The following is a 21,463-nucleotide window of genomic DNA, read 5'->3' as shown; positions in this document are numbered from 1 at the left end:
ACCAGTCCCATCCGAGGAGAGACGTATCGAACGGAAAGACATTTCTCGGCATACCATTTCAGTACCTCTATGAAAGCTGTCGTTCTCGCGGCGGGGCAGGGCACGCGTCTCCGACCGCTCACCGAAGACAAGCCGAAAGCGCTCGTCGAAGTCGCCGGGGAACCCATCCTCAGTCACTGTTTCGACCGCCTGCTGGAACTCGACGTCGGCGAACTGCTCGTCGTCGTCGGCTACAAAAAGGAGAAGCTCATCGAGTACTACGGCGATTCCTACGAGGGAATTCCGATCACGTACGCTCACCAGCGTGAGCCGAAGGGGCTGGCTCACGCCCTCCTCACAGTTGAGGAACACATCGACGACGACTTCATCCTGATGCTCGGCGACAACATCTTCGATGCGAACCTCGCGGACGTCGTCAACCGCCAGCGCGAGGACCGCTCCGACGCCGCGTTCCTCGTCGAGGAGGTCCCCTACGAGGAAGCCTCCAGATACGGTGTCTGCGACACCAACGACTACGGCGAAATCGTCGAGGTCATCGAAAAGCCCGACGAGCCGCCGACGAACCTCGTGATGACGGGGTTCTACACGTTCACGCCCGAAATCTTCCACGCGTGTCACCTCGTCCAGCCCTCTAACCGTGGCGAGTACGAACTCTCCGATGCGATCGACCTGCTGATTCAGTCGGGACGGACGATCGACGCCATCCGAATGAACGGGTGGCGCATCGACGTCGGCTACCCCGAAGACCGCGACGAGGCCGAGCGGCGGCTCGAAGAGGACTACGAGGTCGAATCCACGGAGTCGAGTGCAGCTGCGGAGTGACGCATCTGGTTCTTCTGTCACGTGACGAATGAGACGTCCTAAATCCGCTCTCGTCCGCTTAACAAAAGGCTTATTCGCCCTTTCCGAAACAATCTCTCCATAATGGGTTCGCGTAGCGAAACAGACGATAGAGGAGGCCAGTCGGTCCTCGATCTGGTAGAAGACTGGTATCAGGTCCCCGCACTCCTTCTCGTAGTCGGTGCGATGTTCGCCGTCCGGATGCAGTCGTACTCGAACTTTATCCGAGACGGCGAGGTGTTCTTCTCCGGCAACGACGCGTGGTACCACTTCCGGTCGACGATGTACGCGGTACAGAACTGGCCCTCCACAATGCCGTTTGACCCGTGGACGGGCTTTCCCTACGGCACGTTCGCTGGCCAGTTCGGCACCCTCTACGATCAGACCGTCGCGACTGTCGCCCTCATCGTCGGTCTCGGATCGCCGAGTCCCGAACTCGTCGCCAAAACGCTCCTCGTCGCCCCCGCGGTGGCGGGAGCGCTCGCAGCCATCCCGGTGTACTTCCTCGGGAAGCACCTCACGGGACGTCTCGCGGGCCTTTTCGGTGCGGTCGTTCTTCTGCTCCTCCCCGGAACGTTCCTCAGCAGGACGCTCGTCGGTACTGCCGACCACAACGCCGTCGAACCGTTCGTGATGACGCTTGCGGTCCTCGGGCTGGTGATCGCTCTCCGGAAGGCCGCTTCGACGATGCCGGTCTGGGAGGTCGTCCGCGAGGAGGTCGTCGAACACCGCGAACTCGACACGATCGAAGAGCCACTGAAGTGGAGTCTTCTGGCGGGCTTTCTCACCGGCATCTACCTCTGGACGTGGCCGCCGGGGGTCGTCCTCGTCGGCATCGTCGGCGTCTTCACCCTCGTGAAAATCACGAGCGACGTCGTCAACGAGCAGACGCCGGAACCGACGGCGTTCGTGGTCGCGACGAGTATGATCGTCGTGACACTGATGGGGCTTCTCGATCTCGAACTGCTCTCGTTCGGGACGAACGATCCCACGCTGCTGCAGCCGTTGGCTGCGTTCAGCGTTGCTATCACCGCTGTCGTCCTCGCGTGGCTCGCACGCGTATGGGAGTCCACCGACCTCGATACGAACCTCTATCCGGTCGCGGTCGCCGGCCTCGGGGTCGTCGGGATTGGCCTCCTCGCGGTTCTTCCGATCGGAATCGTCGACACCATCGCGAACAATCTGCTCCGCATCGTCGGCTTCTCTGCCGGTGCAACCGCCCGAACCATCGGCGAGGCCCAACCGTTCATCGCGCCCTCGACCCTCCAGCGCTACGGCGTCGAGGCCGCCGGCCGAATCTCCATCGAATACGGCCTGACCTTCTTTTCCGGGCTCGCTGCGGCCGTCTGGCTCCACGCCCGCCCGCTCGTCCGGAAGGGAACAACCCGCGCGTACGGCTACATTGCGGGCGCACTTGCGATCATCACGCTGCTGTTCCTCGCCTCCCCGCTCCTCAACGGCATCGAAAGTGTCACCGGCGTCGACGAGCAGGTCGCCGGCCTGCTCATCGTCTCCGCGCTCATCGTCGGCGCGACCTACCTCGCCGAGTACGACGCCGATAAACTCTTCCTCGTCGTCTGGGCGGTGTTCATCACCTCGATGGCGTTCACGCAGGTGCGGTTCAACTATTACCTCGCCCCTATTGTCGCCGTCTTCAACGCGTATCTCTTCGGTCAGATTCTCCAGTGGCTCGATCTCGACGTCTCCGGGCGCGAAGCGGTCGACGACATCGACGGCTATCAGGTACTGGCCATCGTCGCTACGGTCCTGCTCGTTCTCGGCCCCGCTCTGGCGGTCCCGATCACAGTCGGTAACACCCAGACGTCGCCCGCCTGGGATCAAGCCGAGAACAACGGTCCCGGCGCAGTCACCGTCTGGGACGAATCCCTGGAGTGGATGCAGGGCAACACTCCCGAGGAAGGTAACCTCGGCGGTGCAGGCAACGCCGATCAGATGGAGTATTACGGCACCTACGAGTACACCGATGACTTCGAGTATCCGGACGGTTCCTACGGCGTGATGTCGTGGTGGGACTACGGCCACTGGATCACCGTCCGCGGCGAGCGGATCCCGAACGCTAACCCCTTCCAGCAGGGCGCGACCAGCGCCGCGAACTTCCTGCTCGCCCCCAACGAGACCCAATCGGAGGAAGTCCTCACCTCTCAGAGCACCGAGGGCGATAACACCCGCTACGTGATGGTCGACTGGCAGATGGCGACGCCGGGGTCGAAGTTCGGCGCGCCGACGGTCTTCTACGACGCCCAGCAGAACGTCTCCCGCGATGACTTCGTCCGAACGCTGTATCGCTTCGACGACGAGAACCAGGGGCGGTTCGTCGGGACCACCTCGGTCCGCACGCAGCGCTTCTACAACAGCACGATGACGAGACTCTACTACTACCACGGGAGCGCTCGGGCTCCCTCGCCGGTCGTCGTCGACTGGGAGGACAGGCAGGTTCAGACCGGCAGCGGCGACTCGGTGACCGTCCCCTCGAACCCGCAGGGTGAGAGTTCGTTCGTCCGGACGTTCGACAATATGAGCGCCGCCGAAGAATACGTCGAGGAGGACGGGAGCGCTCAGATCGGCGGCATCGGATCCTACCCGGCCGAACGCGTCGAGGCGCTGGAACATTACCGTCTCGCACAGGTCAGCGAAACCTCCGCCGGGAACTCCATCCTCCGGGAGACCGGCCGCAGCGCACAGATCGCCGGGTACAACCCGCAGGTGGCCGTGCCGAGCAACCCCGCGTGGGTGAAGACCTTCGAGCGGGTCCCCGGCGCGACGGTCGAGGGCAGCGGCGCGCCCGCGAACTCGACTGTCACCGCGCAGACGGAACTCCGCGTTCCGAACACGAACTCGACGTTCACCTACACGCAGCAGGCGGAGACGAACGCCGACGGCGAGTTCGAGCTGACGCTGCCGTACTCGACGACCGACTACGACGAGTACGGCCCGGAGAACGGCTACACGAACGTCAGCGTGCGCGCGACCGGTCCGTATACGGTCTCGACGCCCGGCTCGCTCAACGAGAGCGGCTACATCGTCACCTACCAGTCGAACCTCTCGGTCTCCGAGGGGGACGTCAACGGTGACCAGGACGGCTCCGTCGAGGTCGAACTCGAGCGGAACGCCCAGCAACTTCAGATCGGGGGCAGCTCCGGCGGCGACGGCTCCTCCGAGTCGACGACAGACGGCAGCAACGACGGTTCCGGCGGCGACACGCAGTCGTCGCTACGGAGTTCGGCAATCGGCGTCGACGCCGCACGCGCGAGCTGATGTCCCGCTCGGAAGGATAGACTCAGCCGGCGTCAGTTTCATTTGTCAACGCTGTCAACGCGCTCGTATGGGAACGAAACAGATCCGAGTGAGCGAGGACCTGTACGCCCGGGTGAAATCCGAAAAGCGGCCGGACGAAACACTCGGCGAGGCGCTCGAACGGCTCGTAGGTGGCTACTCCCTCACGGACTTCGCCGACGACGCCGCCGAACTCGACCTCGATTTCAGCGTCGAAGAGGCGACCGACGGAGCGGTCGGAGCGACGCCGCCGTCCCAGGAATGATCCTTGACACGCAGTTTCTCGGTGCGCTCGTCGACGGAAGCGACGGCGCCCGTGCGAAAGCGGCAGAAATCGACGACCGACGGGTCCCGACTCGCGTTCCGACCGCGGTTGTCTGGGAGGCGTACACTGGTATCGGAAACGCCGCCTCAGCCGAGACAGCCGAACAGTTGCGCGGACTGTACGAACGATTGCTGGCAAACCACTCGACAGTAGCGCTGACACCCGATGTCTCTCGGAGAGCCGGCGAGTTGAACGGGACGCACCTGAACTCGGATACGCTGACCGATCTCGACGGCGCGGACTCGATCGTCGCCGCTCACGGACTGCTCCGCGACGAACCGGTCGTCTCGAACGACGGAGATTTCCAGAACATCGACGGCCTCGAAGTCGTCACGTACTAGATCACGATACCCGAATCGACACGTCGTCCATCTTTAGAAACGCCGTCTCGTAGCCGTCGTGACGTGCGACCTGCGGCGGCACCGTCGTCGCGATCGTCAATTCGTCGCCGTCGCGGACCCCATCGACACTCGCTCCGTAGTGATACCCGAGTTCGGGATCGAGCGTACGCTGTAGGCGAGTCTCCGCGAGAACCTCGCCGTCCCGCCGCAGCGTCGCTTCCAGTCCCATCATCGGCAACACGAAACGGTTGTGCGGCGTCCGGGCCGACACGAAGAGATACGGCTCCGAGCCGAATCGCCCGTCCGCACTCCCGGGATCGACCGCGAAAACCTCGAAGACTGCATCGCCGGACTGTGCCCGGCTGCCCGAGGCGCTCTGCGCCTCGCTGTCGCCGCTGCGTGTGCTTCCCAGGTGTCGTCCCGGAAGCGATTCGACTTCGGGCGCTCGGCCGACCGGAACGCCGTCCATCTCCATCGGCGGGATCGCCCCACGCTCGCCCGCGTTCTCCGGCTCCGACAGCGACACGTCGTGCAGCTCGGCGGTGTCGAACGTGAACGGTATCGTCGCCGTCGCTGCCGACTCGAACGCATCGGCGAAGCCACCTGTCCGACGGAGCGAAACGCCGCCGATCTGCACGCGCGCCTCGTAGTCGCCTTCGCCGTCGAGCGCGTAGTTCGCGCCGTAGTGCATCCCCATCTTTTGCGACAGCATCGGATAGGCGACCTCCTGGGAGACGAGCCCGGAGTCGTCGCGGATCTCGATCGTCACGCCGGAATCCAGCGGGAGCACCTGCCCCGTCTCCGTGTCCCACAGCGAGGCCATCAGGTGGACGTCGTCGTCGGGCTCGACGACCGTCTTCGAGGTCTCCGTCCCCGAGAGCGTCCAGAAACGGTGCGGGTAGGAGTACGTGAGCGCGACGCCGTACCGGTCGACCGTGGTCCGTCCGTACATCCCCATTCCTTCGGTCACTGCAGGGACGTAGACTGCATCGGGGCGATCCTCGGCCAGCGGCGGGTCGCGCCAGGCGGATTCCCGCTGGAATCCGAGCGCGCCCAGACAGCCGGCGGTACTGAGCAGGCCGCCGGCCGCGAGGCTGCCGAGAAACGCACGTCGGGTCGGCGAGTGTCCGGATCGCGACCTGGATCCTGAGTCCATACTCTCTGTTCAGGTGTTAGGTTCCGACGATGATGACGGTTCCGAAGACCTCCGCCGCGTCCGCAGACGCGTGTGCGATGATTCGATCTGTGATCGTTGGTGAAACAGTATAGTCATCCACAAATTATTATACTGTGATATCGTACGTTAGCGTAATGCCTGACCGTTCGACCGGTCCGGAAGACGTCAACGAGCGCGCCGTCGACGAGTGGGTCGCCGAGACCACACCGTTCGAGCGCGTACACGGCGTCGTCCGGCGAACGTACGACCCCCAGTCAGCGGCCGAAATCAGCGAACGCGCCCGCGTCTCGCCGACGACCGCACGCAAACACCTCCGAACACTCGTCGACGTGGGGGAAGTTGTGACCGAAGCGGACGACCGGACGACGCTGTACCGGCGGTCGAAAACTGCGGTCGTCACCGAGCACGCCCAGCAACTACTCGCCGAGCGGACGACCGAAGAGATCGCCGCCGGGATCGCCGATATGAAGGCCGAACTCAGATCCTGGCGGGAGGAGCACGGCGTCGAGTCGCCCGAAGCGTTCGCCCGGGAACTCGACGTCGGCGACGCAGACACGGAACTCGGGGCCGTGCTCAGAGAGTGGCAGACCACGCGTCGCAACCTCGCACTCGCGGAGGCGGCACTCGCGATCGGTGAAGTCTCGAACGTCGGCCAGCGCTCGGATGTCGACGGCGACGACGGGGAATCCGACTCTTCTGTCGTCGTATGACCGAACGGGAGAGGACCGACGACGAACGGCTCGAGGGATTCGGTCCGATCGACGCCGGGGCCTTGCGCAAGATCCGCGATCTCTTCGTCGAAGTGGAACCGCTCGTCGACGAGGCGGAACTGGACGATCCACTGGATCCACAGACGCTGTCGATCGAGTTCGCCGACGGGATCAACGACGCGACGGCAGCGCGGTTCGACGTCCGGTGGAGCGTCACCGGTCACTACGCGTTTCATTATACCGACGACAACGGTCGCGACTTCCGCTTCGACTGCCATCCGAAGCCTGACGCGCCGACCCGACACTTTCGCCCACCGCCGGAGGCAGCTACTCGCCCGGTCGAGACCTCCTGTATCGAGATGACTGAGCTTCCGACCGTCACGCGGGCGGTGGTGGAGCGCTGGCGTGACGCCTACGAAGGGGGAACTCTTCAACGTCTCAACGACGGGGAGAATCCGCCCTGAACGCTCATTCCACGTCCTCGCGCGTGAGCCAGTCGTACTCCGCGTCGGCCCGTTTTTGCGCATCGCTTCGGATCCCCCCGTAGTTCCGGACGATGTCCGTCGTCGAGACGATTCCGACGACGTCGAGGTCGTCGACGACCACGAGCCGGTGGATGTCGTGGTCGTCGAGCATCTCGGCGGCTCGCCGCGCGGTCGCCGACGGTCCGACCGTGACGAGCGGCGCGCTCGCGGCCGCCCGCACCGGAATCGACGACAGCGGCTCGTCGGTCCGGTGCGCCGCGCGGAGGACGTCGCTCTTGGTCAGGATACCAACCGGCTCCTCCGCGTCGACGACGACCGCGCTCCCGACGTCTTCGTCGAGCATCCGGCCGACGGCCGTCGCAAGCGAGTCACCGACGTCGACAGCGACGACAGACGACGAACAGATGTCGCTGACGCGCATACGGCTGAATCGAACCGGGCAGTAATAAAACAGCCCTCGCATCGGCGACAGAACGAATAGCGCTGCAGCCGGATACCCCTGTATGGCGGACGGATCCGGGACGGCCGCGCTCACGGCGGCGCTCGGCGACTGGCGCCGCAATATCGGTGCGCTCCTCTTTGCGGTGGCAGTTCTCGCGCTCGCGGCGGTCATCGGGACGAGAGTGGCGTACTACACCGCGGTACTCCTGCTCTTTGCGACGTGGATGGCCTGGTTCGTGTTCGCCTGCATCGAGTGGATCAGACACGCCGAGTTCTGATACGGACTGTCCCCACTGTGTTCCGGTGATCGCTCACCCGTTGACAGTACTCACCGAGACGATAACAGTCTGTATCAGATGTCTGCCGGATCAGTTCGGCGCACGATGCCGTCGAAGTCGTCGTCGAAACTCAGCACTCGATCGATCCCGTGACGCTCTGCGAGCGCAACGGTCGTCGCGTCCGTGAAGCTCAACCGCTGATCGTCGTATCGTTCGAATATCGTCACTGCATCGTCGAAGACGGCCGCAGAGACGCGAATCATCTCGAAGACAGCCGGGAACGCTTCGGCTCCGCGGAGTCGGTCGCTCAGTCGCTTGGCCGAAGCGAACGAACCCGTCCGTCTGCGGGCGAGCGTGACCGCCTCGTCGAACACGTAGTCGCTGATGTACGGATGACCCATCTCTCCGTCGTAGACTGCTTCGAGCGCCGTCGCCGCCGACTCGTGTCTCGTCGCGTCCGTGTCGTGGTCGGCGTACAGGACGCCCGTGTCGACGAGGACGGTCATCCGTACAGGATCTCGTCGACGTCTTCCTCGTCGGTTTCGACGCCCGAACTGATCCGCCCCTCCCGCATCGCTTCTTTCTCTGCCGCCGAGAGCGGGACGGGAGACGCACGAAAGGAGTCGATGACCGCTTCGCGCGATTCGTAGGCGTCGTCGATCAGGCGCGTCAGGAGCTCCTGTTGGGTGACCTTCTCGCCCGTTCGGAGACGAATCTCGGCCTGGAGCTCTTCGAGCCGGGACTTCGCGGCCTCGTCGACCTTTACCGCCGTGGCCATACTGAAGGTTCGGCCCGAACTGCGGTAAACGTTTCCACTCAGTTCACTCCGCTACTGATAGAGGTGATACATCGAGACGCCACTGGCGATGAGAGCGTCGAATCTGCGACAGGGACGTCGGAAAACGAGAGGTGGATCGGTCGATTCGGAGCCCGGTTACAGGAAGTCCTCGACGTACTCGGCGACCTCGTCCGGCGTGTCGCCGACAGGGACGCCCGCGTTGTTGAGCGCGTCGATCTTCGATTCGGCGGTGCCCGTCCCCGACCCGGAGACGATGGCGCCCGCGTGGCCCATCCGCTTGCCCGGCGGCGCGGTGCGGCCGGCGATGAAGCCCGCGACGGGCGTGTCCATATTCTCGGCGATGTACTTCGCGGCCTGCTCTTCGTCCTCGCCGCCGATCTCGCCGCACATCACGACCGCCTTCGTCTCCCTGTCGGCCTCGAAGGCCTCCAGGGCGTCGACGAACGAGGTCCCGATGATCGGGTCGCCGCCGATGCCGATCGCGGTGGTCTGGCCGATCCCCCGCTCGGTGAGGTTCGAGACGACCTGATACGTGAGCGTCCCCGAACGGGACACGAGGCCGACGTCGCCGGACTCGAAGATGTTGCCGGGGAGGATACCCAGTTTCGCCTCGCCGGGCGTGATGATCCCGGGGCAGTTCGGCCCGATGAGGCGCGTGTCGACCTCGGACAGTCGCTTGTTCACCTTCGCCATATCCTGCGTCGGGATGCCCTCGGTGATGGCAACGGCGAGGTCGAGATCGGTGTCGAGCGCCTCGAAGATGGCGTCGCCCGCAAAGGCTGGCGGGACGAAGATGACGGAGGCGTCGGCGTCCTCGGCCTCGACGGCGCCGTCGACGGTGTCGTAGACCGGCACGCCCGCGACCTCTTGGCCGCCTTTGCCGGGGACCGCACCGGCAACGACGTTAGTGCCGTACTCGATCATCTGTTCGGTGTGGAACTTGCCTTCCCCACCGGTGATGCCCTGTACCACGACGCGCGTGTCGTCGTCGACGAAGATGCTCATTGGCTTGCCTCCTGTGCGTTTTCGACCGCTCTTTGGACTGCGTCTTCGAGTGTCGCCTCCACGTCGACGAGATCCGTGTTCAGGATCTCCATTCCCTCCTCGGCGTTCGTGCCGGCGAGGCGGACGACGACCTTCTTGGGGATCTCGTCGAACTGCTCGAGCGCCTCGTTGATCCCTTTCGCGACCTCGTCGCCGCGGGTGATCCCGCCGAAGATGTTGAAGACGACGGCGTCGACGTTCTCGTCGGAGAAGACCATATCTAAGGCGTTCGTGACGCGCTCGGCCTTCGCCCCGCCGCCGATGTCGAGGAAGTTCGCCGGCGCGCCGCCGTAGTGATCGACGAGGTCCAGCGTCGTCATCACGAGGCCGGCGCCGTTACCGATGATGCCGACGTTGCCCGAGAGGCGGACGTAGTCGAAGCCGTACTCGTTGGCCTTGGCTTCGAGTTCGTCCTCCGCGGCCTCGTCTTCCATCTCCGCGAGGTCGGGCTGGCGGAACAGCGCGTCCTCGTCGATGTTCATCACGGCGTCGGCCGCGACGACTTCCCGATCCGCGGTGACCATCACGGGGTTGATCTCGATCTCGGAGGCGTCCTTCGACTCGTAGAGGTCGTAGAGCGTCGAGAGGATCGACGCGACGTCGCCCGCGATGTCGCCGGCGATTCCAGCGTCGTAGACGATCTTCCGCGCCTGGTAGGAGTGTAGGCCGAACGCGGGGTCGATATGTTCGCGGGCGATCGCTTCGGGATTCTCCTCGGCGACGGACTCGATGTCGACGCCGCCCTCAGTCGAGACCATCGCGACTGGCATCCCCTCGCCGCGGTCCATCGTGATTCCGACGTACAGTTCGTTCTCGAAGTCGACGCCGGCCTCGACGAGGACCTTGTCGACGGTGTAGCCCTTCAGGTCCATCCCGAGGATCTCCTCGGCGTACTGGCGGGCCTCCTCCTCGTTCGTTGCGATCTTGATCCCGCCGGCCTTGCCGCGGCCGCCGACGTGTACCTGTGCCTTGATCGCCGCCGGGAAGCCGATGTCCTCGACCGCCTCGAGGACCTCCTCGACGGTGGTCGCGAGGTCCGAATCGGGCACCGGAATGCCGGCGTCGGCGAAGACACCCTTCGCCTGATACTCGTGTAAGCGCATCGTCCGAATGAGGGGTGTGCGCCTGCATAAAGCCCGTCGATATCAGTTTCCGGCACGCGGAGTCTCCCGGGGGCCGGAGACACCTGATTCATCCGCTCAGACGGCCGAATCCGGCCGTCTCGACCTCACTCGACGTACCGTTGTGTTTCGGTCAGGTGCTCCGCGAGCGTCCCGAGGAACCGGGCCGCGTCGGCACCATCGACGACCCGGTGATCGAAGCTCAAATCGAGCGTGAGCCGCTTTTCGGTGCCGATGCCGTTCTCGCTGTTCTCCTCGGGCACGACCGTCTCGCTGATCCGGTTCACGCCCAAGATTGCCACCTCCGGCGGGTTGATGACGGGGGTAAAGGAGTCGACGCCGAGCGGGCCGAGATTCGAGACGGTGAACGTCCCGCCCTGGAAGGTACTCATCGAGTACTCGCCCGCCCGAACGCGCTCTGTCAACTGGCGGCGCTCCTGCGCAATCTCGGCAAGCGACTTCGAGCCGACGTCTTCGAGCACGGGCGTGACGAGCCCGTCGTCGATGTCGACCGCGACGCCGACGTTGTGCTCCGCGTAGATTCGGTGTGTGCCGTCCTCGAACGTCGCGTTGAACGCCGGGTGTTCGGCCAGCGTCTCCGAGAGCCCACACAGGAGCACGTCGACGACGGACGGGTCGACGGACTCGCCGTCCACGTCGAGTTCGGTATCCGCCGCCGTCAGCATCGATTCGGCCGAAATCTCACGGCTCACAGTGACGTGAACGGCCTCCTGGTAACTCTCCTGGAGCCGGGAGGCGATCGTCCGCCGCATCGGGCTCAGCGACCGCTCGCTCGCGACCGTCCGTTCGGCTGGCTCGTCACTCGTCATTCGGCACCATCCACGCGAGGGTGTCGCCGCGGGCGAACTCGTCGTCCTCGCCGGCGACGATCTCTTCGAGCGTGCCGGCGACGGGCGCGAGCACGTCGACGCTGACCTTCTCGATCTGCACCTCACAGAGACTGGCCGATTCGTCGACTGCGGCCCCCTCGCGGACGAACCAGTTCACGATGACGCCCTCGTCGCTGTCGGCGTCGTCCGGCCACGCCGCGAGCGTCACCGCGACGCGATCGTCGTCCGACATTGTCACTGTGTCCGTCGCACGGCCGCTTCGATATCACTGGCGTCGGCGACGACCTCGTTCTCAAGCGGGCGCGAGTACGGGATGGGAACGTCGGGGAGCGCGACCCGTTCGACGGCGTCGAGCGCCCCGAGCGCCTCGTCGGCGACGCTTCCGACGATCTCGCCGGTCACGCCGTACGAGCGGTAGTCCTCGTCGACGACGACGAGGTTCCCGGTCTTTTCGACCGACTCGACGATCGTGTCGGTGTCCAGCGGAACCAGCGACCGGAGGTCGACTACCTCGGCGTCGATCCCGTCGGCAGCGAGGGATTCGGCGGCCTCGAGCGCCCGGTGGACGTGCAGGCCGAGCGTGACGACGGTCACGTCTTCACCCGCGCGCTTCACGTCGGCACTCCCGAACGGGATCGTGTAGTCCGTCTCCGGAACGGGCGTCTTCGGCCCGTCCGGCGCGGGCAGCCAGCCGATCCCCATCAGCCGCTTGTGGAACAGGTAGACGACGGGGTCGTCGTCGCGGATGGCGTTGTGCATCAGCCCCTTGGCCTCGTAGGCGGTCGAGGGAACGACGACCTTCATCCCCGGCATATGGGCGAACGTGCCGTAGAGGGTCTGGGAGTGCTGGGCGGCGTCGTTGTACGTGCCCCCGACGGCGGCGGTGAGCACCATCGGCACGGAGACGTTCCCGCCGCTCATATACGTGTTCTTGGCCATCTGATTGTAGATCTGGTCCATCGCGACGCCGAAGAAGTCGACGAACATCAGTTCGGCGATGGGGCGCATCCCTTCCTGGGCGGCGCCCACGGCCGCGCCGAGGTAGGCCGTCTCGCTGATCGGCACGTCCATAATCCGGTCGTAGCCGAACTCCTCGAGAAGGCCCTGCGTCGAGTCGAAGATGCCGCCGTAGTCGGCGACGTCCTCGCCCATATAGAACACCTCGTCGTTCTCGCGCATCTCGTCGCCGATGGCCTCGACCATCGCGCGGCTCATCGTCAGTTCGCGGTCGATCGTTTCGGACATCAGTCGTCACCCCCCGCAAGGTCGAAATCGGGCTCGCTATCTGTCACGCCGCTCGGCGGATTGACCCACATATCCTCGTGGGCGGCCGCCGGGTCGGGCTCGGGCTGTTCTTTGGCCCACTCGATGGCCGCTTCGACGCGAGCCTCGGCCTCCTCCCGGAGGGCATCGAGCTCCGCGTCGTCGGCGCCGGCGGCCCGGAGGTCGTCGGCGAGTCGCTCGATCGAGTCGCGCTGGGTCGCCGCCGTCTGATCCTCCTCTGGGCGGTAGCTCTCCGGGTCGCCCATGAAGTGGCCCATCCGGCGGTGGACCTGGATTTCGAGGACCGACGGGCCGTTCCGGTCGCGGGCGCGGCCGACGGCCTCCCGGGCGGCCTCGTAGACGGCGACGGCGTCGTCGCTATCGACCCGGCGACCGGGCATATCGAACCCGTCGGCCCGTTTCGACCCGTCTTCGAGGTCGGTCACGCGCTCTTTGGGCATACTGATCGCCCAGTCGTTGTCCTCGATGACGAACACGACCGGGAGGTCGTGAACGGCGGCGAAGTTGAGCGACTCCAGGAATGCCCCCTGGTCGATGGCGCCCTCGCCTAAGTACGCAACGGCGATGCTGTCCGTGTTGCGCTTCTTTGCGGCGAGTCCAGCGCCTGCGGCCGGAGGACAGCCCTCGGCGATGATGCCGCTACACGCGAAGTTGACGTCCGGATCGAAGAGATGCATATGGCCGCCTTTCCCCTTTCCGAGTCCGGTCTCCCGGCCGAAGATCTCGGCCGTCATTCGCTTCAGATCTACGCCCTTCGCGATCGCGACGTGATGCGGGCGGTGCGGCGCAGTGACCGTGTCGTCGTCACGGAGGTGCTGACAGACGCCGGCACCCGCGGCCTCGTGGCCCGCCGCGAGGTGGAGTTCGCCCGGGATCGGCCCCGCGGAGATGTCGAACGCCGGCTGTTTTCCTTCCAGGTACTCCTCCTGGAGGCGTTCTTCGTAGTGACGCGCCGTCACCATATCGCTGTACATCTCTTTGAGATCGTTAGCTGACAACATATATCACATACTACGATTAGGAATTCTCGCATATAATAGTGAGTATTGGACTGTCACTTCAAGAGCGGCGGCGGCGTGTCGACCCGGTGCAGCCGGCCATCCGCTTTCCGTGCCGCATCCGCCGTCTTTTATACCCTTCTGTCCCGAACAGCCGTCCGATGCGCGCAGTCAGATTCCACGAACACGGCGGCCCCGAGGTACTGACAGTCGACGAAGTCGACGAACCCGAACCCGAGTACGGCCAGGTCGTCGTCGACGTCGAAGCCGCCGGGGTGAACCCGGTCGATACGTACTTCCGCGAAGGCGCCTATCCCGTGCCGCACCTGCCGTTCATCGGCGGCGGCGACCTGGCCGGCACCGTCGCGGAAGTCGGGCAGGGCGTCGAGCGCTTCGCCGTCGGCGACCGCGTGTACGGAACCGGACTCGGCAACGGGATGCCGGGATCGTACGCCGAACAGGCCGCCGCACCCGCAGACCACATCGCACACCTCCCCGACGAGATAGACTTTATCGAGGGCGCTGCACTCGGTACGGTCGGCGCGACGGCGTGGCAGGCGCTCGTCCACCACGCCGCGGTCGACCCTGCCGAGACGGTGCTCGTCCACGGCGGCAGCGGCGGTGTCGGTCACCTGGCCATCCAGCTCGCGGAGACGATGGGCGCTCGCGTCCACGCGACGGCCTCGCCCGAGCACGCCGACGACCTCGAAGCCCTCGGCGCCGACGAGGTCTTCGATTACAGCCGCTCGGACCTCGCGGACGCCGTCGTCGACGCCGGCGCCCCGGACGCCGTCGTCGACCTGCATATGGACCAGTACCTCCAGTTCAACACCGACGTCGTCAACACCGGCGCGACGGTCGTCGGCATCGGTAACGACACCGCGGAGGGCGGCTTCGACAACATCGGGGCCACGAAGGGCAAGGAGGTCACGTTCCAGTTTATGTCGCTTTTCAACGCCGACGACCTCAGCGCGATCCTCGCGCCGCTCGCTGATCTCGGTGCCCGCGGGGAACTCGCGCCGGTCGTCCACCGGACGTACGACTTCGAGGACGCCGGTGAGGCCCAGCGCGCGGTGCTGGAAGACAGCTTCGTCGGGAAACTCGTCTTAGAGCCGTAGCGACCGGTAACATCTCATAGAATTATTCGCGGCCGATCAGGCGAGTTGCGTATTTCTCGTTTCCATTTACCAACCTCATATGGTGTTCTGTCCGTCCTGCAAGTGAGGGGTGCGAATATTTGGTAGTACACTAGGTCAAACACAGCGAGACTTCCGACCCGCGTGTTTTTTAATCGCCGTAGTCAGGTTAGTGATATGCCAGACCCACCGCTGAACATCGATTATTGGGCTTCGCTCTATCCTGCATTCACAGAGTATGCAGAACAATACGAAAATGCGATGGAGTATTCAACGGTGACAGATCGAGCCTACCATCTCTGGGAGTGGAAAGGCTTGAATCGGAGTGTTCCGTTTGGTGAAATCAGCCCCGTAATCCAACAATTGGATTGGGACGACTATCTCAGTAAAGATCGTAAAGAAGCAATTGAGGCCGTTTCATCTGAACTGAATGAAGCGGGAGTCGTCAAAACGGCCAGTCTCGTTACATCGGCATTCCTTCTTCATTTGGCTGCAAGTGGCGAGCAGTATTCGACAGAATATCCGATCTATGATAGTCGCGTCTGGAATGCGTACGTGTATCTCTGGGGGCTTCGAGATACAGACGATCAACTGTATGCACAAGCGAGTCAGGACACTACTGAATACGACAATTTCTGCACTGATTTTACTCAGACGTGTCCCGATGGAAAAGCCCAGTCATACGAACGCGCATTATTTATGTTCGGACGTTTCATCGCAAATCTGCCACCAAAAGGGTCCGCAACCCCAATAGAACGAATAGATGAGCACCTAGAGAAACAAGAGCGGTCACTCGCTGACAGGTGCGATGAAGCGAGCTACATCTTAGTTGATACCGAGAGTCGAAAGAGGTAGCATCTTCGCTCTGTGAGAGAACCGTGGCAATTGAAAGCTTACGGTGATTTATCGAATTGCTCACTGCAGTGATCGTCGCCCGATTCGGCTAATCCATCGGTTACTTGCTCCCAAAAGTTTTCTTCGAGGAATCTTGCAATGTCAGCTGCATCCGCATCTTCAGGGGGGCGATCCATAGTTCTAAGTCACAATTGCATTCCAAGAGCTAAATAGTCATTTTGCTACTCGTTGTTGGCTAGGGGAAATCGGAGAGAATAGACACAAACCGAGGATGAATCGGCCATTTGTAACCCTATACAGGGCGCCCATCATATCCGTGAGAAGCACTCTATAACACGCTATTCGGAGCAAACAAGTCGGTCTCTGAACCCCATCAAGTATCACCGGCGGCGGACCAGCGCCGTCTCGCCCGGATCTATTTACAATTATCATCCGCAATTCGTCCGCTAATCGCGCCGCTTATCACACGCGTACCGAGTAGCCCGAGTCAGTATGAGTCAACGAGAGACGTGGGCGACGCGGGTCGGGTTCATCCTCGCCGCGGTGGGTTCGGCGGTCGGCCTCGGGAACATCTGGCAGTTCCCGTTCAAGACCTCCGAGTACGGCGGCGCGACGTTCCTCGTCGTCTATCTGATCGCCGCGGTCGGTATCGGGCTCCCGGCGATGCTCGCGGAGTTCGTCGTCGGGCGGCGGAGCAACCTCAACGCAATCGGCGCGTTCGGGAAACTCGGACACGAGAAGTGGAAGTGGGTCGGCGTCCTCGGCGTCGCGACCGGCTTCTGGATCCTGTCGTACTACAGCGTCGTCGGCGGGTGGGTGCTCCGCTACATCGGCGGCAGCGTCACCGGGGCGTACTTCGCCGATCCCGGGGCGTACTTCGGGAGCGTCTCGGCGGGCCTCGACGCGCTCGCGCTCCACGCGCTGTTTATGATCCTCGTCGTCGTCATCGTCGCGGGCGGCGTCGAGGACGGCATCGAGAAGGCGACGAAGCTGATGGTGCCGAGCATCGTCGTGATCCTGGCCGTCCTCGCGGTCTGGGTGTTCACGCTGCCCGGTGCCGCCCCGGGCTACAGCTACTTCCTCTCGCCGGACCTCTCGACGCTCAGCCTGAGCGTCTCCTTCGATCCGCTCCCTTCGTTTAGCGGGCCGCTCACGGAGGTCATCCCCTTCGCGGTGAGTCAGGCGTTCTTCTCTTTGTCGCTCGGGATGGGCGCGATGATCACCTACGCCTCCTACGTCGGCGAGGATCAGAGCCTCTTCGGCGACAGCATCACCGTCGTCGTGCTCAACAGCGCCGTAGGGATCCTCGCGGGGCTGGTCGCCATCCCGCTGCTCTTCGTGCAGGGCGTCGAACCCGGCAGCGGCGGCGCGGGGGCGCTGTTTGTCAGCCTCGCGACCGCGTTCGCGGAGTTGCCGGCCGGTCGCCTCATCGGCGGCGTCTTCTTCGTCGTCGTCCTGATCGCGGCGCTGTCTTCGGCGATCAGCCTGCTGGAGGTTGTCGTCTCCTACGCCGTCGACAACTACGGCGCGCGCCGGCCGCAGATCACCACCGCTCTCGGCGGACTCATCTTCCTGCTCGGAATTCCCTCCGCGCTGGACACCGCGTGGCTGACCTGGTTCGACACCCTGGCGTATCAGCTGTTGCTCCCGCTTTCGGTGCTCGGCGTCCTGGTCTTCATCGGCTGGGTGTACGGCCGGCCGGCGGTCGAGGAACTCCTCTCGGGGTCGTCGATGGGGGCGGGCGTCGGCGCGACCTGGCTGTGGCTGGTGCGGACGGCCGTGATCCTCGCCGTCCTCCTGACGCTGTGGCTCGGCGTTCAGACGCTCTTCTTCGCCGAGAGTCCCGCGATCGTTCCACCGCTGTAGGGCGATCGTTCCGCCGTGGTAGCGTCCCGGGACGCGCTTTCGCAGGCTGACCGGAGCGTCTTACATCTCCGCCGACTCGCCGCGACACTGCCTGATGACTTCGCCGACGACGTCGCGGTCGGCGGCGATGATGTACCGACGCCCCTCGATCAGTTTCGTCGAGTGCTGGACGGCGACGTGCCCGTCGGTCTCGGCGACGACGACCGATCCCTCCGGGAGGGCGTCCGAGACGACCTCGCCCGCGGCCGGGGCGTCGTAGCCGACCCGGATGTCCAGAATTTCGAGGTCGCCGGTCACCTCTTCGAGGGTCCGGACGTCGCTCCCGGAGAGGGCGTTGACCGCCGCGCGGACGCTGGCGCGCTCGGGGAAGTAGACCTCGTCGACGTACGCCTCGTACGCGTCGCCGGCCCGCTCCTCGATGCGGGCGACAGTCCGGAGTCCGGTGGCGTACCGCTTTGCCGCCATACAGACGACCAGATTCGTGTCCTGCTTGTCCGTGAGCGCGCCCACGACGCCGGTCCGCTCGGTGATGGCCGATTCGAGCACTGAGGGCTTCGTGGCGTCTCCCTGGAGCACCTCGATCCTGTCGCTCTCGATGTCCCAGTCCGGATCGGGGTCGATGACGGTGACCTCTCGCTCTCGGTCGGCGAAATGCTGTGCGACTCGGTGACCGACACGTCCGCTTCCGGCGATCACGACGTGCTCCGCATCAGTCATATTTGATCATTATAATCCTGGTAAATAAGCCTCTCCCCGGACAGTTCGTGGTATTCAAACCGGCAACCCCGTCGTCGCCGACCCGTCAGCCGTGTCGCTCCAGGACGTCGTCGGCAGAGCGGAGCAGCGACCGGAGGTGGTCGGCGTCCGGCAGCACTCGAATCTCGGCGTTCGGGAGCCGCGCACAGAGCCGTCGAGCGTCTGCGAGCGGGACATTCGTGTCCGAGTCACCGTGCCAAAGGCAGGTGTCGGCGTCGACGTTCGCGAGGTCGATTCCCCACTCCGCCGCCGTCAGCGATAGCTCGGTCACCGCGCCGGCGGCAGTGTGAGCGAACGCCGTCAGGAAGTCGTCTTTCACGACCGCTGCGACCGCGTCGGGAATCCCCTCGGCGCCATTCTCACCTGTGTACTGGGCGATGACGAAGGCGGGTGCAAGCCGTTTTGCGAGCATCGACTGCCCGCGGAGCAGTCCGCCAAGCAGCGTCGGTGTCGTCGAAGCGAGGCCGACGAGTACCCGCTGCACTGGGGGGTACTGGCCGGTGACTTCCGGGGGCGTCGCGCCGCCGACGATATCGACGCGCGTCACGCGGTCGGGGTGTGTCGCCGCCGTGGCGAGCGCGTGGGGGCCCCCGCCGGAGAACGCGACCAGTCCGGCAGACTCGACCCCGACGTCGTCGAGGACGGCAGTGACGAACTTCCCTGCGTCGCTCATCGTGCGGTCCGGCCACGCGTCGGAGTCGCCGTAGCCGGGTCGATCCGGCGCGAGCAGTCGGATCCCGTGCGCTTCTGCCGCCGAAGCCAACACCCCGCCGAGTCGCCGCGACCCCGGCGTGCCGTGGAGAAACACGACCGGCGTTCCGTCGGGGTCGCCGTACGTTGCGTAGGCGAGTTGTCGACCGCCGTCGAGAGAGATCGTCGACAGCGGTGATGAGTCAGGTGATTCCGACGACGAAATGGAGGGCTGTGTCGCCATTACCGGTGGCGACGGGATCCGGCTACGAGAAAGTAGTGATGCGTTCGCGGACAGCCGGCTTTTCCGGATCGTCGACGTCCCGCAAACGGGGCACTCCGAAAGCGACTTACTCCCGAATTCGAGAGAGGTGATAATGACACGTGAGACGTGGGCGACGCGGGTGGGCTTTATTCTCGCCGCCGTGGGGTCGGCTGTCGGCCTCGGGAACATCTGGCGCTTTCCGTGGGTCACCGCCGACAACGGCGGCAGCGCGTTCCTGCTCGTCTATCTGGCCGTCGTGTTGCTCGTCGGCGTCCCGGGACTCCTCGGGGAGTTCGTCATCGGCCGGCGCGGAAAGCAAAGTCCCGTCGGCGCGCTTCGGAATCTCTCGGGCTCGCGGTCGTGGGGCGCGTGGGGTGTCTTTTATGTCGGCACCGCGGTCGCGTTGCTTTCGTTCTACAGCGTCGTCGGCGGGTGGATCCTCCGGTACTTCGCCGAGAGCGCGGTCGGGATCGTCGGCGGCAGCCCCGCGTACTTCGCCGCGCCCGGACAGTACTTCGGGGGCGCTGCAGCCGGGGTCGACGCCCTCGGCTTTCATCTGCTCTTTCTCGGCCTGACCGCGCTCGTCGTCGTCGGGGGCGTCCGCCGCGGGATCGAACTCGGGACGAAAGTGATGATGCCCGCCGTGCTCGCGCTGCTCGTCGGCCTCGCGGTCTGGGCGGGGACGCGACCCGGTGCAGCCGACGCCTACGCCTTCTACCTCCGGTTCGATCCGACGACGATCCGCGCGAATCTCTTCGACGTCCTCGCGCCGGCGGCCGGACAGGCGCTCTTCACCCTCTCGCTCGGGGCGGGGACGATGATCACCTACGCCTCCTACATCGACGAGGATCGCTCTTTGCCGTTCGACGGGACCGTCATCGCCGTCCTCAACACGCTCGTGGGCGTCCTCGCCGGACTCGTCGTCTTTCCCCTCCTGTTTTCGCTGGGCGTCGATCCCGCACAGACCGAACCGGGGCCGGGCGCGCTCTTCGTCGGACTGGCAGGGGCCTTCTCACAACTCCCGGCGGGCGCACTCGTCGCGACGGTGTTCTTCGGCGTCGTCGTGCTCGCGGCGCTGTCCTCGTCGATCAGTATGCTCGAAATCCCCGTGTCGTTTCTCGTCGACGAGTACGGGGTCGGCCGGCGGCGGGCCGTGGGGCTGGTCGCGGGCACCGTGGTCGTCACCGGCAGCGTCTGCGCACTCGATCCTACGATCGCCGGAGTCGGGGTGTTTGGGTTCGTCGCGGGCCCGCTCGTCGACACACTGCTCACGGCCGGTCTCGCGGCGGCGCTTTTGTTCGTCGGTTGGGTGATGGGTCGCGACGCAGTCGCGGAGTTCCGCGAGGGCGCGGGGCGGGCGGCCGCACTCGCGACGCCGTGGCTCCTCACCGTCGGCGTCGTCCTCCCAATCTTCCTCGTGTTCACACTCTTGACGACCTTCGGCGTCGACGCTCGGCTCGGGGTCTGGCCGACCGTTCTCGTCTCCGTCCTCGTCGGCGCCGTTGCGTTTCTCGGTCTTCGGACGGAACGGTCGGTGGTGTGACAGCCGCGTTCGACCCGTGTCAAAAACTGACTCGATTACGAATCCAGCGAGAGCGTCCGCCGCCGGATCGCACCGCAGCTCGGACAGACGTGCCGGTACTGGACCGTCCGGCCGGCGGTCGCCGCCTGCCACTCCCCGTCTTCGTCGTCGTAGCCACACGACGGACAGACGAGGTCGACGTCGTTGTACTGCGTGCGGAGTCGTTCGAAGGGTGATCGGTGCGTGCTCGCCATTGTGCTAGTGAGTACCACAACGTCGAGCGGCATAAACATCACTATTCTTCATATTAGATACTGTGGAAACAGCCCAGAGATATCGACGATCGACGAACCGGGCTGTACGGATTGCGGAAACCCTTTTGCCT

Annotated in this window: 24 protein-coding genes; 11 read left to right on the top strand and 13 right to left on the bottom strand. The window is 64.6% G+C overall.

What is annotated here, in order from left to right; genetic code table 11:
• The first annotated feature begins 69 nt into the window (after positions 1 to 69).
• From aglF to RJT37_RS00820, 4 genes are all read left to right on the top strand, one after another.
• Positions 70 to 822: a UTP--glucose-1-phosphate uridylyltransferase AglF gene (aglF, locus tag RJT37_RS00835; RefSeq protein ID WP_313686979.1), complete on the top strand. Its 753-nt coding sequence runs from the start codon at positions 70 to 72 to the stop codon at positions 820 to 822.
• Between the two features lie 102 nt (positions 823 to 924).
• On the top strand, positions 925 to 4,116 hold the full coding sequence (locus RJT37_RS00830) for an oligosaccharyl transferase, archaeosortase A system-associated (protein ID WP_313686977.1): 3,192 nt from the start codon (positions 925 to 927) through the stop codon (positions 4,114 to 4,116).
• A 67-nt stretch (positions 4,117 to 4,183) separates the two neighbouring features.
• The gene (locus RJT37_RS00825) at positions 4,184 to 4,399 is read left to right on the top strand and encodes a hypothetical protein (RefSeq protein WP_313686975.1); all 216 of its coding nucleotides are present in this window, start codon (positions 4,184 to 4,186) and stop codon (positions 4,397 to 4,399) included.
• A complete protein-coding gene (locus RJT37_RS00820) occupies positions 4,396 to 4,800 on the top strand; it encodes a PIN domain-containing protein (protein ID WP_313686973.1) in 405 nt (134 codons plus the stop codon). Before RJT37_RS00825 ends, RJT37_RS00820 begins: the two co-directional genes overlap by 4 nt.
• A gap of 1 nt (position 4,801) precedes the next feature.
• On the opposite strand, the gene RJT37_RS00815 is transcribed toward RJT37_RS00820, so the two are convergent.
• Positions 4,802 to 5,956, bottom strand: a complete 1,155-nt coding sequence (locus RJT37_RS00815) for a DUF7350 domain-containing protein (protein ID WP_313686971.1) — start codon at positions 5,954 to 5,956, stop codon at positions 4,802 to 4,804.
• Positions 5,957 to 6,111: 155 nt separating this feature from the next.
• Between RJT37_RS00815 and RJT37_RS00810 the strand changes: the two genes are divergently transcribed.
• Both RJT37_RS00810 and RJT37_RS00805 read left to right on the top strand, forming a co-directional pair.
• Positions 6,112 to 6,687, top strand: coding sequence for a DUF7342 family protein (locus RJT37_RS00810; RefSeq protein WP_313686969.1), 576 nt, complete (start codon positions 6,112 to 6,114; stop codon positions 6,685 to 6,687).
• Entirely contained in the window at positions 6,684 to 7,151 is a 468-nt protein-coding gene (locus RJT37_RS00805) for a toxin-antitoxin system TumE family protein (protein ID WP_313686967.1), read from the top strand. The genes RJT37_RS00810 and RJT37_RS00805 overlap by 4 nt, the downstream gene beginning before the upstream one ends.
• Before the next feature lie 4 nt (positions 7,152 to 7,155).
• Here the strand turns inward: RJT37_RS00805 and RJT37_RS00800 are convergent, their stop codons facing one another.
• A complete protein-coding gene (locus tag RJT37_RS00800; RefSeq protein WP_313686965.1) occupies positions 7,156 to 7,593 on the bottom strand; it encodes a CBS domain-containing protein in 438 nt (145 codons plus the stop codon).
• Between the two features lie 82 nt (positions 7,594 to 7,675).
• On the opposite strand from RJT37_RS00800, the gene RJT37_RS00795 reads away from it, so the two are divergent.
• On the top strand, positions 7,676 to 7,891 hold the full coding sequence (locus RJT37_RS00795; RefSeq protein ID WP_313686963.1) for a hypothetical protein: 216 nt from the start codon (positions 7,676 to 7,678) through the stop codon (positions 7,889 to 7,891).
• Positions 7,892 to 7,965: 74 nt separating this feature from the next.
• Here the strand turns inward: RJT37_RS00795 and RJT37_RS00790 are convergent, their stop codons facing one another.
• The 8 genes from RJT37_RS00790 to RJT37_RS00755 all read right to left on the bottom strand — a co-directional run bounded on the left by RJT37_RS00790 (position 7,966) and on the right by RJT37_RS00755 (position 13,964).
• Positions 7,966 to 8,397, bottom strand: a complete 432-nt coding sequence (locus RJT37_RS00790; protein ID WP_313686961.1) for a type II toxin-antitoxin system VapC family toxin — start codon at positions 8,395 to 8,397, stop codon at positions 7,966 to 7,968.
• Positions 8,394 to 8,669, bottom strand: a complete 276-nt coding sequence (locus tag RJT37_RS00785) for a hypothetical protein (RefSeq protein WP_313686959.1) — start codon at positions 8,667 to 8,669, stop codon at positions 8,394 to 8,396. The genes RJT37_RS00790 and RJT37_RS00785 overlap by 4 nt, the downstream gene beginning before the upstream one ends.
• Positions 8,670 to 8,825: 156 nt before the next feature.
• Positions 8,826 to 9,695, bottom strand: a complete 870-nt coding sequence (gene sucD, locus RJT37_RS00780; RefSeq protein ID WP_313686957.1) for a succinate--CoA ligase subunit alpha — start codon at positions 9,693 to 9,695, stop codon at positions 8,826 to 8,828.
• The gene (sucC, locus tag RJT37_RS00775; protein WP_313686955.1) at positions 9,692 to 10,837 is read right to left on the bottom strand and encodes an ADP-forming succinate--CoA ligase subunit beta; all 1,146 of its coding nucleotides are present in this window, start codon (positions 10,835 to 10,837) and stop codon (positions 9,692 to 9,694) included. The genes sucD and sucC overlap by 4 nt, the downstream gene beginning before the upstream one ends.
• Before the next feature lie 125 nt (positions 10,838 to 10,962).
• Entirely contained in the window at positions 10,963 to 11,685 is a 723-nt protein-coding gene (locus tag RJT37_RS00770) for a 2-oxo acid dehydrogenase subunit E2 (protein ID WP_313686953.1), read from the bottom strand.
• Positions 11,675 to 11,938: a lipoyl domain-containing protein gene (locus RJT37_RS00765; RefSeq protein ID WP_313686951.1), complete on the bottom strand. Its 264-nt coding sequence runs from the start codon at positions 11,936 to 11,938 to the stop codon at positions 11,675 to 11,677. Before RJT37_RS00765 ends, RJT37_RS00770 begins: the two co-directional genes overlap by 11 nt.
• 2 nt (positions 11,939 to 11,940) lie before the next feature.
• On the bottom strand, positions 11,941 to 12,951 hold the full coding sequence (locus RJT37_RS00760) for an alpha-ketoacid dehydrogenase subunit beta (protein WP_313686949.1): 1,011 nt from the start codon (positions 12,949 to 12,951) through the stop codon (positions 11,941 to 11,943).
• Positions 12,951 to 13,964: a thiamine pyrophosphate-dependent dehydrogenase E1 component subunit alpha gene (locus RJT37_RS00755; protein ID WP_313686947.1), complete on the bottom strand. Its 1,014-nt coding sequence runs from the start codon at positions 13,962 to 13,964 to the stop codon at positions 12,951 to 12,953. Before RJT37_RS00755 ends, RJT37_RS00760 begins: the two co-directional genes overlap by 1 nt.
• Positions 13,965 to 14,149: 185 nt before the next feature.
• Between RJT37_RS00755 and RJT37_RS00750 the strand changes: the two genes are divergently transcribed.
• The 3 genes from RJT37_RS00750 to RJT37_RS00740 all read left to right on the top strand — a co-directional run bounded on the left by RJT37_RS00750 (position 14,150) and on the right by RJT37_RS00740 (position 17,845).
• The gene (locus tag RJT37_RS00750) at positions 14,150 to 15,106 is read left to right on the top strand and encodes an NADPH:quinone reductase (RefSeq protein ID WP_313686945.1); all 957 of its coding nucleotides are present in this window, start codon (positions 14,150 to 14,152) and stop codon (positions 15,104 to 15,106) included.
• A gap of 195 nt (positions 15,107 to 15,301) precedes the next feature.
• The gene (locus RJT37_RS00745; RefSeq protein WP_313686943.1) at positions 15,302 to 15,979 is read left to right on the top strand and encodes a hypothetical protein; all 678 of its coding nucleotides are present in this window, start codon (positions 15,302 to 15,304) and stop codon (positions 15,977 to 15,979) included.
• A gap of 492 nt (positions 15,980 to 16,471) precedes the next feature.
• Entirely contained in the window at positions 16,472 to 17,845 is a 1,374-nt protein-coding gene (locus tag RJT37_RS00740) for a sodium-dependent transporter (RefSeq protein WP_313686941.1), read from the top strand.
• A gap of 60 nt (positions 17,846 to 17,905) precedes the next feature.
• On the opposite strand, the gene RJT37_RS00735 is transcribed toward RJT37_RS00740, so the two are convergent.
• Together RJT37_RS00735 and RJT37_RS00730 are read right to left on the bottom strand one after the other, a co-directional pair.
• Positions 17,906 to 18,562, bottom strand: coding sequence for a potassium channel family protein (locus RJT37_RS00735; protein WP_313686939.1), 657 nt, complete (start codon positions 18,560 to 18,562; stop codon positions 17,906 to 17,908).
• 85 nt (positions 18,563 to 18,647) lie between these two features.
• A complete protein-coding gene (locus tag RJT37_RS00730; protein ID WP_313686937.1) occupies positions 18,648 to 19,535 on the bottom strand; it encodes an alpha/beta fold hydrolase in 888 nt (295 codons plus the stop codon).
• Between the two features lie 133 nt (positions 19,536 to 19,668).
• Here RJT37_RS00730 and RJT37_RS00725 point away from each other — a divergent pair, with 133 nt between their 5' ends.
• A complete protein-coding gene (locus RJT37_RS00725) occupies positions 19,669 to 21,099 on the top strand; it encodes a sodium-dependent transporter (RefSeq protein WP_313686935.1) in 1,431 nt (476 codons plus the stop codon).
• Positions 21,100 to 21,134: 35 nt separating this feature from the next.
• Here the strand turns inward: RJT37_RS00725 and RJT37_RS00720 are convergent, their stop codons facing one another.
• The gene (locus RJT37_RS00720) at positions 21,135 to 21,332 is read right to left on the bottom strand and encodes an HVO_0649 family zinc finger protein (protein ID WP_313686933.1); all 198 of its coding nucleotides are present in this window, start codon (positions 21,330 to 21,332) and stop codon (positions 21,135 to 21,137) included.
• Positions 21,333 to 21,463: the final 131 nt, after the last annotated feature.

The organism is Halobellus marinus (assembly GCF_032113415.1).
GTDB lineage: Archaea > Halobacteriota > Halobacteria > Halobacteriales > Haloferacaceae > Haloquadratum > Haloquadratum marinus.
Note: the sequence above shows the minus strand (reverse complement) of the source record. Positions and strands in the feature narration are given on the sequence as shown.